Origin of the sequence: Companilactobacillus metriopterae, assembly GCF_004117915.1 — a bacterium.
Lineage (GTDB): Bacteria > Bacillota > Bacilli > Lactobacillales > Lactobacillaceae > Companilactobacillus > Companilactobacillus metriopterae.
In genome coordinates, this window is sequence record NZ_RSTD01000001.1 from 443,926 (window position 1) to 458,948 (window position 15,023).

The following is a 15,023-nucleotide window of genomic DNA, read 5'->3' on the forward strand; positions in this document are numbered from 1 at the left end:
CATTTATGAGATTTGCTTATTTTTTAATATGACCTTTATCGGTAAGTATTTTTCTTAAGTTCATCATTGCAGTATATGTTGCTAGTACATATATTTTTGATGTTGGAATATTTTGAATATCATCTACAAAGTCTTCAATATTCTCCGTTTGAATATTCTTATCCATATCTAGACCAGCTATTTTAAATCTGTAAGTAACATCTTTGGATCTTTTTCCACCAGTTAGTACTAGTGGAATTTTATCGTAATCGAATTCTTCGAAGTTACCATCCCAGATCCAACTGGTATCAATTCCGTCAGCGTAGTTAGCATTCAATAAGAAAGCAAGTGAATACTCAGAAGTATCACTGAGGATAGTTTCAATAACTTGATTAAGTCCTACAGGATTTTTAACTAGAATAATATTCAAACTTTTATCTTTAATATTAATTGTTTCTTGTCTACCAAAAACTTTTTCATCATAGTTGAAAGCTTTGCCTATTTGTTCGACACTAACACCCATTTCTGATGCTAATGCATAAGCTGCTAGTGCATTGTAGACATTATATTGACCACCAATATTCATTTCAAAAGTGCTGCCATTGATTTCAAATGTTGTTTTATTAGGAAGAAGCTTAGGTATATCTGTAACTAAATATTTTAATTCCGGACGTTTGAATCCACAGTTAGGACAGAAGAAGCTACCCAGATTTGCGTAAGAAATTGAGTGATAGTGCATGATATGATTACATTTAGGACAAAGCACACCATCGGTATTAGTAGGGGCTTTGAAGTCATCATTTTCATGTCCTTGATCGCTAAATCCATAATAAACAATTTTGTTTGGTAAATCTTTTGATGAGAATATTGCAGCATCACCATTTGCAATAATTGTTGCATCAGGAGCAAGCTTAATACCATCGAGGATTTTTTGGTAAGTTGTATAAATTTCACCATAACGATCCATTTGGTCACGGAATATATTTGTAAGGACAAAGTATTTAGGCTTAATATGTTTACAAATTAGTTCGACATTTGCTTCGTCTACTTCCAAAATTGCTAATGGTTTTTTACTTTTTTTGTGATGTGTCACAAAACTGGTAACTACCCCTTGAATCATATTAGAACCAGTAGGGTTAGTTAAGATATCATCATATTTTTGAGATAGCATTTTGGTAATAAGCGATGTTGTTAAAGTTTTACCGTTAGTACCGGTCACAATAACCAAATCGTATTTTTTACCAATTGAACTTAGAATATTTGGGTCTATTTTATAGGCGATTTTTCCCGGATAAGAAGAACCACCATTAAAAAATGTATTTAAAATAAAGTATGAAGATTTACCAGTTATTGTGGCAATTCTCGATTTTATTGTCATTAGGGGACCTCATTTATTTTCAATAGAAATATATTATCACATAATATTATAGATTTTTCCTAATATTAAATTAATTTAGATGATGTTTGTTGTGTTAATCTAAGTAGTTTTTAGTTATAATTTTTAACGAACACAAAATTGGAGGCAGTATAATGGCGCAATTGTTTTTTAAATATGGTGCAATGAATAGTGGAAAATCTATTGAAATTTTGAAAGTTGCTCATAACTATGAAGAGCAGGGTAAATCAGTAATTTTGATGACAAGCATCCTAGATACCAGATCTGGTGAAGGAAAGATTCAGAGTCGTATAGGATTAGAGTCAGAGGCTATTGCATTAATGAATGATTCCAATGTCTATGATATTGTTAAATCAACAGATTTGAATGCTTCATGTGTTTTGATTGATGAATGTGAATTTATGTCTAAAGAACAAGTTTTACAAGCTACTAGAGTCGTGGATGATTTAGGAATTCCAGTGATGGCATTCGGACTAAAGAACGATTTCAAAAATGAATTGTTTGAAGGTAGCAAGTATTTGCTACTATATGCTGATAAACTAGAAGAAATGAAAACAATTTGTTGGTACTGTAAGAAAAAAGCTATTATGAATATGCGTATGAATGATGGTAAACCTGTTTACGATGGTGACCAAATTGCTATTGGTGGTAATGAGATGTATGTTCCAGTTTGTCGTAACCATTATAACCATCCTCCAATGTTGAACAAGTAAGAAAGGATTTTTAAATTGGATAATAATTTTGAACAATTAGAAACAGTTCTTGATCGATACAGTGAATTACAAGAATTGATGAGTGATCCAGATGTTATTAACGATACAAAGCGCTATATGGAGATTTCTAAAGAGGAATCAGATATGCGTGAGATTGTTTCTGCATACAAGAAATACAAAGATTTAGAGCAGACAATTGATGAAAGTGACGAAATTCTTCGTGAAAGCAATGATCCAGAAATGGAAGCAATGGCTAAAGAAGATTTAAATGAAGCAAAAACTGAGATAGAAGAAGTTGCTCAAAATCTGAATATGTTGATGCTTCCTAAAGACCCTAATGATGATAAAAATATCATCATGGAAATTCGTGGAGCTGCTGGTGGAGATGAAGCCAGTTTATTTGCTGCCGATCTTTTGAGTATGTATACGAAGTATGGTGAAAAACAAGGTTGGAATTTAGAAATTATTGATGAAACTTCAACTGAAGTTGGTGGTTATAAAGATGTTGCTATCATGATCACAGGTCAGAGTGTATTTTCTAAGTTGAAATACGAAAATGGTGCACACCGTGTGCAACGTATTCCATCAACTGAATCACAAGGACGTGTTCATACTTCAACAGCCACTGTTGCTATTATGCCTGAGTACGATGAAATTGATTTGGATCTAGATCCAAAAGATATTAGAACCGACGTTTATCGTGCTTCTGGTGCTGGTGGACAGCATGTTAATAAAACATCATCCGCAGTTAGAATGACTCACTTGCCTACAGGTATTGTTGTTGCTATGCAAGATCAAAGATCACAACAACAAAATCGTGAGAAAGCTATGAAAATTTTGAAATCTCGTGTTTATGACTTTTATGAATCACAAAATCAAAGTGAATACGATGAACAACGTAAATCAGCAGTTGGTACTGGTGATCGTTCTGAACGTATTAGAACATATAACTATCCTCAAAACCGTGTTACAGATCACCGTATCGGATTGTCACTTAACAAATTGGATAGAATTATGAATGGTGAATTAGATGAAGTCATTGAAGCATTAATAGTTGATGACCAAACTAAGAAGATGGAGCAAATCCAAAGTGGAGAATCAAAACTATTCTAATGCCCTGAAAAGGGCTTTTTTAATGCTAGAAAATAATTCAAAGCTTCCATATGATGCACAATATTTGATGGAAGAGTTGACCGGTTGGAATAAACTTCTGCTACAAGTTCATGGTCAGGAATTAATGACAGATGATTTGCAAAGCAAATTTAATGAGGGCATTCAAAGACTCTTGAATGACGAACCTGTTCAATATATTTTGGGACAAGCCTATTTTATGGGAAATGTTTTTCAAGTTAACAGCAGTGTCCTGATACCTAGGCAAGAAACAGAAGAATTGGTTGATCAAGTAATTCAAGATAATGTTAATTCTAATCCAAAAAATATACTGGATATCGGTACCGGGTCTGGTGTTATTGCCATTACATTGGCACAACATTTTGAAAAATCAAATATTATTGCAAGTGATATTTCTAGTGATGCTTTAGAAGTTGCAAAATGTAATGCTCAAAACTTAAATGTTCCAAATATAAAATTTGTTGAAAGTAATTTGTTTTCCTCAATCGATAACACTTTTGATATTGTAGTTTCCAACCCACCATATATTTCAACTGATGAGATGGATGTAATGGACGAAAGTGTTAAGAAGTACGAGCCAGATTTAGCATTATTTGGAGAAAATAACGGATTAGAAATATATCAAAAATTAATACCTGAAATTGATCATTTTCTTTCTGAAAAGGGTAAACTATACCTTGAATATGGTTATCACCAGAAAGAAGCAATAAAACAAATTTTTGAAGAATTTCAACCTGATATGAAAGTGACTTTTTTCAAAGATATAGGTGGTAACGATAGATATCTTAGAGCAGAGAAGGGATGATAAATTGACTGAAATACTAACAAGTTCTGAAATTGATAAGGCAGTATCACTATTAGATAGCGGTCAGTTAGTATCCTTTCCAACTGAAACTGTTTATGGATTAGGTGCAGATGCTACAAATGAGGATGCTGTCAAAAATGTTTATCTTGCTAAGGGTAGACCTAGTGACAATCCTTTGATTGTCCATGTGTCGAGTCCAGATATGGTTTTTGAGTATGTAGATGAAAATTATTCTGATCAAGTTAGAGAATTAATGGATAATTTTTGGCCAGGTCCATTGACAATTATATTGCCAATAAAAAGAGATAGGTTATCCTCAAGTGTAACTGGTGGTTTGGATACAGCTGCATTTCGAATGCCTGATAATCAATTAACATTGAGCTTGATTGACAAACTAGGCAGACCAATTGTTGGTCCGTCAGCTAATACATCTGGAAAACCGAGTCCTACTCTGGCAGAGCATGTTTATCATGATTTAAATGGTAAGATTGCAGCAATTTTGGATGATGGTCCTACTGTTATAGGTGTCGAGTCTACTGTATTAGATATGTCGACAGATGTGCCGACTATTTTAAGACCTGGAATGATAACTGTTGATGATTTAGGTAAGTATTTACCTGTTGTTTCAAGTGATCATCATAAAGTTGGCCAGAAGGAAATACCAAAAGCTCCAGGAATGAAGTACACCCACTATTCACCCAATGCCGAAGTTATTATAGTAGATAAACCAGATGGTTTTGCTATGGCTATGGCAGAATATTCAAATGATTCTGTCGGAATAATGGCTACTGATGATTTGCTTTCTAATATTAAGAATGCAGAGCTAACCTTTTCATTAGGTAACGATATATATTCAGCAACGAGAAATTTATATGCTGGTTTGAGATATCTTGATAATAAAAAAGTAAAATATATTTTGGCACAGGGTTTCTCAGATGATAATATAAATGAAGCATATAATAATAGATTGGAAAAATCTGCTGGTCAAAAACATTATAAAAAATAAGGAGAATTGAAATGTCTAAATTTCAAGTATTGAACCACCCACTTATTCAACATAAATTAACACTTATCAGAAGTAAGCATGCTGGAACAAAAGTGTTTAGAGAAGTAGCCAATGAAATTGGTGAATTGATGGTTTATGAAATTACTCGTGATCTTCCTCTTAAAGAAGTTGAAATTGAAACACCTATGGGTAAATCAAAGCAAAACGTTATTGCTGGTAAAAAACTAGCTGTTATTCCTATTCTAAGAGCAGGTTTGGGAATGGTTGACGGAGTTCTTGAACTTATCCCTGCAGCAAAAGTAGGACACATCGGAATGTATAGAGATGAAAAAACTTTGCAACCACATGAGTACTTTGTGAAGCTTCCAAGTGACATCGATCAACGTGATCTATTCATTGTAGATCCGATGTTAGCTACTGGTGGTTCAGCAAATATGGCGATTGACGCCTTGAAAAAGCGTGGTGCTAAGAACATGAGACTTGTAGTCTTAGTAGCAGCACCAGAGGGTGTTAAGGCTGTTCAAGAAGCTCATCCTGATGTAGATATTTATGCAGCAGCTCTGGATGACCAACTAACAGATGACGGATATATTTTCCCAGGTCTTGGAGATGCTGGAGATCGTCTTTTCGGCACAAAATAATTTCACAAATTGAATGAAAAAATTTAAATTTTTAACTTATAATTTTTTATCTTTAGTGTTATTATTTTGTGGTATCGTGTACAAAATATTACGCTGAAAGGAGGGTGATCTAACTTGGATGATAAGTATAGATTTATTGATTTTTTAGGTATGAGATTTAATGTTGCTAATTGTCTTTCAACTATAATCGCGGCAATATTAGTATTTATACTTGTATTTTCATTATCAAGAAAACTACAATTGAAACCTGGTAAAGCTCAGAACCTTCTTGAATGGATGATAGATTTTACAAATGGAATTGTAAAATCTAATGTCTCTGATAGACCTTCTAATAACTTTGGATTATATGGATTTGTATTATTCCTATTTATATTTATGTCAAATCAATTAGGATTAATTTTTCAAATTAACGTTGGTGGATATGCATACTTGAAATCTCCAACGGCTAATCCAATTGTGACAATGGGATTAGCATTAATGTCGATTCTATTAGCACATTATTATGGAGTTAAGAAATTTGGATTCGGTGGATATTTGAGTAATTTTACGAGACCATTGCCTCTATTATTACCATTTAATCTGATTGAAGAATTTACGAATTACCTTACTTTATCATTACGTCTTTACGGTAATATCTTTGCTGGAGAAGTTTTATTGATGTTGATTGCTAAGGTAGCAACAAGTTTTGGTCTTGTATCATTTGCCTTTGCAATTCCAGTAGAAATGATTTGGCAAGGTTTCTCAGTATTTATTGGAGCCATCCAAGCGTACGTTTTCACTACACTATCGATGGTATATGTATCACGCAAATTAGAACGAGAATAACAAATTTTTGGAGGATTTTTAACTATGAAAGAAATAGCCGCAGCATTAGCAGCAGGTTTAGCAGCCTTTGGAGCATCAATTGGTAACGGTCTAGTTATCTCTAAAACAATTGAAAGTATGGCACGCCAACCAGAAATATCAGGTGACTTAAGAGGAACAATGTTCGTCGGTGTTGGTCTTATCGAAGCTGTTCCGATCATCGCTATTGCCATCTCATTTGTTATTCTTTTCGTATAATATCAAACAAATTGCTGGCGATGATTAAAAATAATAATCGCCTTTTTCTGTTTTTATTTATGAAAGGAAGGAGAATAGTAAATGGCAAACTTATTAGTACTTGGAGCCGGAAAATTAGCTTTAGGTGATATGTTATTTGTTCTTATTTCCTTTATCATTTTAACTTTATTGGTTAAGAAATTTGCATGGGGACCTGTAACTAAGATCATGGACGATCGATCTAAAAAAATTACAGGCGACCTAGATTACGCTGATCAAGAGAGAGCTAAAGCTGAAAAATTAGCTAACGAACGCGAACAAGCTCTACAAAAGTCAAGAGCTGAAGCAGTTGATATTGTTAACAAAGCCAAAGAAAATGGGGAAACTCAGAAGAAGGGTATTGTTGACAGTGCCAATGATCAAGCTGAAAAGGTAAGACAAAAAGCACAAGAAGATGCTGCAAAAGCTAAAGAAGATGCAATGAAAGATGCTCAGAATGACATCGCAAGTATTTCACTTCAAATTGCTTCAACAGTTATCGGAAAAGAACTTAAAGCAGATGATCAAAGTGCATTAATTGACTCTTATATTAAGGAGTTGACTTTAGACAATGAAGCTAAGTAAATTCCAAGTTGGAAAAAGATATAGCCGTGCATTGTATGAGGTTGCTCAAGATAATGGGAATTTAGATGAAACGCTTGAAGAAATTTATAGTTTAAAAGCTGTTTTTGATGAAAATCCAGAATTGAGTGTTGCCTTGAGCACGCGTTCTATTTCAATGAAAGATAAGAAGAACATATTAGATGCCTTATCATCACAATATAGTGATCTTCTAAAGAATTTTTTGAGTATGGTTCTTGATAGAGATAGGATGAATGCTATTACAGAAATTGTAGATTCATTCGTTGCTCGTTATGATCTGGACCATGGTATTGTTGAAGCAACTGCTACAACAAGTGTGCCTTTATCAAAAGAACAAGAAGAAAACTTGATAAATGTTGTTAAGCAACGTTTTTCGGTGAAACAAGTAAATCTAAAGAGTGTAGTAGATGAATCAATCTTAGGCGGAGTTATCTTACGTGTAGGTGACAACGTTATTGATGGTAGTGTAATTAAGAAATTTAATAACATCAAAAATCTACTTGCTTCAAATTAAAATAATTGAGGTGAAAAGGATGAGCATCAAAACTGAAGAAATTAGTTCATTGATTAAAGAACAGTTGAAAAACTACAAAGATGAACTTTCAGTTGACGAAGTAGGTGCAGTTACTTACGTCGGTGACGGTATTGCCCGTGCTAATGGTTTGGGTAATGCTATGGCCAGTGAGTTATTGCAATTTGCTGATGGTACTTATGGTGTTGCTCAAAACCTGGAAAGTGATGATGTTGGTATCATCATTCTAGGTAACTACGATAATATTCGTGAAGGCGACACCGTTAAGAGAACCGGTCAAATTATGGAAGTCCCTGTTGGGGAAGCACTCATTGGACGTGTTGTTAATACTTTAGGTCAACCAGTTGATGGTCTTGGAGATATTGCAACTACAGAAACTAGACCAATGGAATCACCAGCACCTGGTGTTATGCAACGTAAATCAGTTTTTGAACCACTTCAAACAGGTTTAAAAGCTATTGATGCCCTTGTTCCTATTGGACGTGGACAACGTGAGTTGATCATTGGGGATAGAAAAACTGGTAAAACTTCAGTAGCCATTGATACAATCTTGAATCAAAAAGATCAAGATATGATTTGTATCTATGTAGCTATTGGTCAAAAGGAATCAACAATTAGAAGTCAAGTTGAGACCCTTAGAAAAAATGGAGCAATGGATTATACAATCGTTGTTGAAGCTGGACCAAGTTCTCCAGCACCTATGCTTTATTTTGCACCATATACTGGTGCAGCAATGGGTGAATACTTCATGTATAACGGTAAGCATGTCTTGATTATTTATGATGATTTAAGTAAGCAAGCTACTTCTTATCGTGAACTCTCATTGCTTCTTCGTAGACCACCTGGTCGTGAAGCTTATCCTGGTGATGTTTTCTACTTGCACTCACGTTTACTAGAACGTGCTGCTAAATTGAGTGATGAATTGGGTGGTGGTTCAATGACTGCTTTACCAATTATCGAAACTCAAGCCGGAGACATTTCTGCTTATATTCCAACTAACGTTATTTCCATTACAGATGGACAAATTTTCTTGAGTAGTGATTTGTTCTATTCAGGTACAAGACCGGCTATCAATGCCGGTGCATCTGTTTCTCGTGTTGGTGGGGATGCTCAAATTAAAGCTATGAAGAAAGTTGCTGGTACACTTCGTTTGGATCTTTCTTCTTATCGTGAATTGGAATCATTTGCTCAATTTGGTTCTGATTTGGACGCAGCAACTAAATCAAAATTAGATCGTGGACGTAGAACAGTTGAAGTATTAAAACAACCAGTTCACTCTCCAATTACTGTTGAAAAGCAAGTTCTTATTCTTTTTGCTCTTACTCGCGGATTCTTAGACAATGTTGAAGTGGAAGATATCCAAGAATATGAAAGTTCATTATCAGAATTCTTTGAATCAAATCATCAAGATCTATTGGACACTATCAAAAATGAAGGTGTTCTTCCTGATGAAGATAAGATGAAATCTGGAATTGATGACTTTACTAAGAATTTCATTGCTTCAAAACAAAATGATAAGTAAAAATACAGGAGGTTTAAATTTTGGCTGAATCATTAATGGATATTAAAAGAAGAATAACTTCTACTCGTAAGACCGGTCAAATTACAAGAGCCATGCAAATGGTTTCTGGTGCCAAACTCTCTCGTATTGAAAGCAAATCAAAAGCTTATCAATTATATTCAAATAAGGTTGAAGAAATTGTAAGACACTTGAGTGTCGGACATGTATTTCGTGAAGCTTCAGAAACACAATCAAGTGATCCGATGGCTTTAGGAAATCTTTTGGCTAAACGTCCAATCAAGAAGACAGCATATATTGTTGTCACTAGTGATCGTGGATTAGTTGGTGGATACAATAGTAATATTTTGAAGGCAATGATGGAGCAATTTAAGCAAAATCATAATAACGATAAGTCTAAATTTACTATTATTTCATTTGGTAATACAGGAACTGAGTTTTTTAAAAATCGTGGATTTGATGTGAGCTATCAATATAATGGTTTACCTGATATTCCTACAGTTGAAGAGATTACTCCAGTTGTTAAATCAGTTTTGGAATTATATCAAAAGGGTGAATTTGATGAGATTTATGTATGTCATAACCATCATGTTAATTCTTTAGTATCTAAATTTACAAAACAGAAATTGTTACCTTTAGATGAAGCCGAAGATGCAACTTTAGAAGAACAAAATATTGCAAGTGCATATATTACTGAACCAAGTCCTGAAGTGGTCTTGTCAGCAATCGTGCCTCAATATATTGAATGTTTGATATTTGGAGCAATCATGGATGCAAAAACTGCAGAACATGCTGCTTCTGTTACAGCAATGAAGAGTGCTACTGATAATGCTGATAGTTTAATTTCAGATTTATCATTACACTACAACCGTGCTCGTCAAGCTCAAATTACAACAGAAATCACTGAAATTGTTGGTGGAGCTGCTGCACTAGAATAGTTAAGAGAGGAACCAATAATATGAGTAGTAAAGGAACTGTTAATCAAGTCATTGGTCCAGTTGTTGACGTAGAATTTCCACTAGATGGAGATTTACCAAAACTTAACGATGCTCTTGTTGTAGACAAAGCAGATGGATCAAAGATTACTCTAGAAGTTGCCCTAGAACTTGGAGATGGTATATTACGTACTATTTCAATGAGTTCAACAGATGGTATTCGTAGAGGTGCTGAAGTTATAACTACAGGTAGTCCTATTACTGTCCCTGTTGGTAAAGAAACATTGGGACGTGTTTTCAATGTTCTTGGTCAAACAGTTGATGGTGGGGATGAATTTCCTGCAGACTTTAGACGTGATCCAATTCATCGTCAAGCACCCGCTTATGATGAATTGAATACATCAACTGAAATTCTTGAAACAGGAATTAAAGTTATTGATCTTCTTGAACCATATGTTCGAGGAGGAAAAGTTGGATTGTTCGGTGGTGCCGGTGTTGGTAAAACCGTTTTAATCCAAGAGTTAATTCACAATATCGCCGAAGAACACGGTGGAATTTCTGTGTTTACTGGTGTTGGTGAAAGAACTCGTGAAGGTAATGACCTTTATTATGAAATGAAGGAATCTGGTGTTCTTAAAAAGACTGCCATGGTTTATGGACAAATGAACGAATCACCAGGTGCTCGTATGCGTGTTGCCCTAACAGGTTTAACAATTGCTGAGTATTTCCGTGATGTCGAAGGACAAGATGTTCTATTGTTCATTGATAATATCTTTAGATTTACTCAAGCTGGTTCTGAGGTTTCTGCCTTACTAGGTCGTATGCCATCAGCCGTTGGTTACCAACCAACATTGGCTACAGAAATGGGACAATTGCAAGAAAGAATTACTTCAACTAAGAAGGGTTCAATCACTTCAATTCAAGCTGTTTATGTTCCTGCTGATGATTATACCGATCCAGCTCCAGCTACAACATTTGCTCATTTGGATGCTACAACCAACTTGGAACGTAAATTGACAGAGCAAGGTATATATCCTGCCGTTGATCCATTGGCATCATCTTCATCTGCTCTTGATCCATCAATCGTTGGTGAAGAACACTACAATGTAGCTACTGAAGTACAACAAGTTCTTCAAAGATATCGTGAATTGCAAGATATTATTTCAATTCTTGGTATGGATGAACTATCTGATGAAGAAAAAACAGTTGTTGCACGTGCCAGAAGAATTCAATTCTTCTTAGCACAAAACTTTAGTGTTGCTGAACAATTTACTGGTATGCCTGGTTCATATGTTCCTGTTGAACAAACAGTAAAAGACTTCCGTTCTATATTAGATGGTAAGTACGATGATGTTCCAGAAGATGCCTTCAATGGTGTTGGTGGAATTGAAGATGTACTTAAAAAAGCTGAAGGTATGGGCTGGAAAGCATCAGAAGATTCAAGTAAAGCTGTTACTAACTAAAAATAAGGAGGAATAATATGGCTGATCAAGATAATGTTATGACGGTCAATATTGTCACTCCTGATGGCGTTGTTTACGATCATCATGGAAAAATTATTATTGCAAGTTCCATTGATGGTGAAATTGGTATAATGGCAAATCATGAACCAATTATTGCCCCACTTAAAATAGATAAAGTTCGTGTTAAGAGATTAGACGATCCTAATCATGTGGATGTAATTGCTGTAAATGGCGGCTTTTTGGAGTTTAGTAATGATCTAGTGTCTATTGTGGCAAATAGTGCTGAAAGAGCTGGAGACATTGATTTAAGACGTGCTGAATATCAAAAGAAACATGCTGAAGAAATTATTCAGAAATCTAAAGATAATTCAGAGAACGATGCAGATGCCAAAAGAGCTGAAATATCACTACGTAAAGCTATCAATAGAATTAATGTAAGTTCAGATAAATAAAAAGCTTGGGAATACATTTCCCAAGCTTTTTTTATTTTAAATTAAAAAAAGTAAAAGAATTACTTAATTTGCATATTTAAAATTAAGTCATGTTATTATGTAGAAAGTGAGGTTAGACTATGAGTTTAAGTTTGATATCTTTAGTTACACTAATTAGTCATTTAGTCTTTATTACTATTACATACAACATATTACAATCTATCGATTGGAATAAGATTTTCCGATCAAGTAATGATCCTAGACCTTTAAGATTTTTTGTTTTATTTTTATCAATTGCAATTGGGTACAACGTAAGTACATTTTTTATAAGTATTTTTACTTTATCACAGAGTTTTTCTTTACTCTTTAGGTAATATCTGGAGGCTTTATCGTGGAAAAAATTATTGTTAATGGTCCCAGTCGTTTGACAGGGCATGTTGAAATAGAAGGGGCTAAAAATGCAGTATTGCCAATTTTGGCATCAACAATTTTAGCTGAGAAAGGAACTGTACAACTTGCAAATGTTCCTCCTCTTTCTGATGTTTTAACAATGATTGAAGTTCTAAAAAGATTAGACGCTGATGTTGATTATGATCAGATAAATAAGACAGTGGAAATTAATTCAGAAGGTACAATTCTATCAGATGCACCCGAAGAATTAGTAGATAAAATGCGCGCATCTATTGTTGTTTTGGGAGCTCTCCTTGCTAGAAACAAAGAAGCTCACATTGCCATGCCTGGAGGTTGCGCTATTGGTTCTAGACCAATTGATTTGCATCTTAAGGGTTTGGAAGCTATGGGAGCAGAATTTACTCAAAACGGTGGATATATTGATGCCAAGACAGAAGGTCTTCATGGCACAAATATTTATTTAGATTTCCCTAGTGTTGGAGCTACTCAAAATATCATGATGGCTGCTACCTTAGCAGAAGGCGAAACAATTATTGAAAATGCAGCTCGTGAACCTGAAATTGTTGATTTGGCCAATGTTCTAAGTAAAATGGGTGCTAGAGTCACTGGTGCAGGAACAAATACTATCAAAATAACAGGTGTAGAATCACTTCATGGCTGTGAACACAGTATTATGCAGGATAGAATTGAGGCAGGCACTTTCATGGTAGCCGCTGCCGTCACAAATGGTGATATCTTGATTGAAGATGCAGTTGTTAACCACAATCGTCCATTGATTTCTAAGTTAGAAGAAATGGGAGTTGAATTTATTGAATCTGATGAAGGTATAAGAGTTATCGGAACTGATAACTTGAAACCTACAGATGTTAAAACAATTCCACATCCAGGCTTCCCAACAGATATGCAAGCACAAATGACATTAGCTCAAATTCTAAGTAATGGAACAAGTATTATGCAAGAAACTGTTTTTGAAAATAGATTCATGCATTTTAATGAATTCGGAAAAATGGGTGGAGATTACCGTATAGAAGGTAATTCTGTTATTATGTTTGGACCTGCACAACTTTCAGGTGCAGACGTTGAAGCTACAGATTTGAGATCTGCCGCTGCACTTGTTTTAGCTGGGATTGTTGCTGACGGTGAAACCAGAGTTTCAAATCTAAAATATCTTGATCGTGGTTACTATAAATTTGTAGAAAAACTTCAAAATTTAGTTGCTGATATTCATCGAGTATCCATTGATAAAAATGGAATTGAAACAGTTATCACATCTGATTTAAATAAAAAAGATTTACTAGCTTAAAAGAAGCGAATTTTATTCGCTTCTTTTTTTATTTGTAATGTCTAGATATGATATAATTTTTATTAGGTTTACGGAGGATTTCATGAAAAAATTAATAGGTATAGACTTAGGGACAGCCAATGTTTTAATTAACGTATTAGGTGATGGAGTTGTCCTAAATGAACCGTCTATGGTTGCGGTTAATACTAAAACAAATGAAGTAATCGCTGTAGGGCAAGATGCTTACAGAATGGCTGGTAGAACACCAGACAGTATTCGTGCGATAAGACCCTTAAAAGATGGGGTAATTGCTGATTTTGATGTTACAGAAAAAATGCTTCAACAATTTATTGGAAAAGTAAAAGCCAAAGGTAGATTTTCTAAACCAATAATTATGATTTGTACACCTACAGATGTGACAAATGTTGAACAAAGGGCAATTATTGAAGCAGCTGAAAATGCTGGTGCTAGCCAAGTTTATTTACAATATGAACCTAAAGTAGCTGCAGTTGGCTCAGGGTTAGATATCTTTAGACCACACGGAAGTATGGTAATTGATATTGGTGGTGGAACTAGCGATGTTGCTGTTTTATCAATGGGTGATGTTGTTGCAAGTAGATCTCTTCGTCATGCAGGATATAAAATGAGTATTGCTGTTCAAAATTACATTAAGAATAAAAAGGATCTAATCGTAGGTGAAAAGACCTCAGAAAATATTAAAATTCGTCTTGGGACAGCGATGAATCCTCAAGAGAGTAACAAGTACTCAGCAAGTGGTATCGATGTTGCTTCCGGTTTACCTAAGGAAGTAGAATTGACAGAAGTGGATATCTATGAAGCTTTGAAACCATCTGTTGAACAACTTTTATCAGTTACAAAAACTGTTATGGAAGAGACACCAGCAGAACTTACTGCAGATATCATCGATCAAGGTGTTATGTTAACTGGTGGAGGTTCACTAGTAAAAAATCTAGACAAATATTTTGCTGATGAATTAGGAGTACCTGTGTTAAGATCAGAGAACCCATTGGATTCTGTGGCACTAGGAACAGGAATACTTTTAGAAAATATAAGAAAACATAAGCAATTTTAAGGG

The 15,023-nt window shown here is 34.6% G+C and carries 17 protein-coding genes; 16 read left to right on the top strand and 1 reads right to left on the bottom strand.

Translation table 11 applies throughout. The annotated features are described in order from the left end of the window. Positions 1-16: 16 nt before the first annotated feature. Positions 17-1,357 (bottom strand): Mur ligase family protein, encoded by a 1,341-nt coding sequence (locus EKN01_RS02235; protein WP_129044801.1) that lies wholly within the window; start codon positions 1,355-1,357, stop codon positions 17-19. A 152-nt stretch (positions 1,358-1,509) separates the two neighbouring features. On the opposite strand from EKN01_RS02235, the gene EKN01_RS02240 reads away from it, so the two are divergent. From EKN01_RS02240 to EKN01_RS02315, 16 genes are all read left to right on the top strand, one after another. Then, positions 1,510-2,088 (top strand): thymidine kinase, encoded by a 579-nt coding sequence (locus EKN01_RS02240; protein ID WP_129044802.1) that lies wholly within the window; start codon positions 1,510-1,512, stop codon positions 2,086-2,088. A 15-nt stretch (positions 2,089-2,103) separates the two neighbouring features. Continuing rightward, positions 2,104-3,201, top strand: coding sequence for a peptide chain release factor 1 (gene prfA / locus EKN01_RS02245; RefSeq protein ID WP_129044803.1), 1,098 nt, complete (start codon positions 2,104-2,106; stop codon positions 3,199-3,201). Further along, the gene (prmC, locus tag EKN01_RS02250) at positions 3,146-4,024 is read left to right on the top strand and encodes a peptide chain release factor N(5)-glutamine methyltransferase (RefSeq protein WP_338323306.1); all 879 of its coding nucleotides are present in this window, start codon (positions 3,146-3,148) and stop codon (positions 4,022-4,024) included. The genes prfA and prmC overlap by 56 nt, the downstream gene beginning before the upstream one ends. A 4-nt stretch (positions 4,025-4,028) precedes the next feature. Next, the gene (locus EKN01_RS02255; RefSeq protein WP_129044805.1) at positions 4,029-5,030 is read left to right on the top strand and encodes an L-threonylcarbamoyladenylate synthase; all 1,002 of its coding nucleotides are present in this window, start codon (positions 4,029-4,031) and stop codon (positions 5,028-5,030) included. Between the two features lie 11 nt (positions 5,031-5,041). After that, positions 5,042-5,671, top strand: coding sequence for a uracil phosphoribosyltransferase (upp, locus tag EKN01_RS02260; RefSeq protein WP_099974601.1), 630 nt, complete (start codon positions 5,042-5,044; stop codon positions 5,669-5,671). 114 nt (positions 5,672-5,785) lie between these two features. Next, the gene (gene atpB, locus EKN01_RS02265; RefSeq protein WP_099974602.1) at positions 5,786-6,496 is read left to right on the top strand and encodes a F0F1 ATP synthase subunit A; all 711 of its coding nucleotides are present in this window, start codon (positions 5,786-5,788) and stop codon (positions 6,494-6,496) included. Positions 6,497-6,520: 24 nt separating this feature from the next. Then, on the top strand, positions 6,521-6,733 hold the full coding sequence (atpE, locus tag EKN01_RS02270; RefSeq protein WP_099974603.1) for a F0F1 ATP synthase subunit C: 213 nt from the start codon (positions 6,521-6,523) through the stop codon (positions 6,731-6,733). An 81-nt stretch (positions 6,734-6,814) separates the two neighbouring features. Next, on the top strand, positions 6,815-7,336 hold the full coding sequence (gene atpF / locus EKN01_RS02275) for a F0F1 ATP synthase subunit B (protein ID WP_099974604.1): 522 nt from the start codon (positions 6,815-6,817) through the stop codon (positions 7,334-7,336). Continuing rightward, positions 7,323-7,868, top strand: coding sequence for an ATP synthase F1 subunit delta (gene atpH, locus EKN01_RS02280; protein ID WP_129044806.1), 546 nt, complete (start codon positions 7,323-7,325; stop codon positions 7,866-7,868). The genes atpF and atpH overlap by 14 nt, the downstream gene beginning before the upstream one ends. A 19-nt stretch (positions 7,869-7,887) precedes the next feature. Next, entirely contained in the window at positions 7,888-9,408 is a 1,521-nt protein-coding gene (gene atpA / locus EKN01_RS02285; protein ID WP_129044807.1) for a F0F1 ATP synthase subunit alpha, read from the top strand. Between the two features lie 20 nt (positions 9,409-9,428). Beyond that, on the top strand, positions 9,429-10,343 hold the full coding sequence (locus EKN01_RS02290; RefSeq protein ID WP_099974607.1) for a F0F1 ATP synthase subunit gamma: 915 nt from the start codon (positions 9,429-9,431) through the stop codon (positions 10,341-10,343). 20 nt (positions 10,344-10,363) lie between these two features. After that, positions 10,364-11,803, top strand: a complete 1,440-nt coding sequence (gene atpD / locus EKN01_RS02295) for a F0F1 ATP synthase subunit beta (RefSeq protein WP_099974608.1) — start codon at positions 10,364-10,366, stop codon at positions 11,801-11,803. Positions 11,804-11,820: 17 nt separating this feature from the next. After that, positions 11,821-12,255 (top strand): F0F1 ATP synthase subunit epsilon, encoded by a 435-nt coding sequence (locus EKN01_RS02300; protein WP_099974609.1) that lies wholly within the window; start codon positions 11,821-11,823, stop codon positions 12,253-12,255. A gap of 119 nt (positions 12,256-12,374) precedes the next feature. Beyond that, positions 12,375-12,608: a DUF1146 family protein gene (locus tag EKN01_RS02305; protein ID WP_099974610.1), complete on the top strand. Its 234-nt coding sequence runs from the start codon at positions 12,375-12,377 to the stop codon at positions 12,606-12,608. A gap of 17 nt (positions 12,609-12,625) precedes the next feature. Then, a complete protein-coding gene (gene murA, locus EKN01_RS02310; RefSeq protein WP_129044808.1) occupies positions 12,626-13,948 on the top strand; it encodes a UDP-N-acetylglucosamine 1-carboxyvinyltransferase in 1,323 nt (440 codons plus the stop codon). 82 nt (positions 13,949-14,030) lie between these two features. Then, a complete protein-coding gene (locus tag EKN01_RS02315; protein WP_099974612.1) occupies positions 14,031-15,020 on the top strand; it encodes a rod shape-determining protein in 990 nt (329 codons plus the stop codon). Positions 15,021-15,023: the final 3 nt, after the last annotated feature.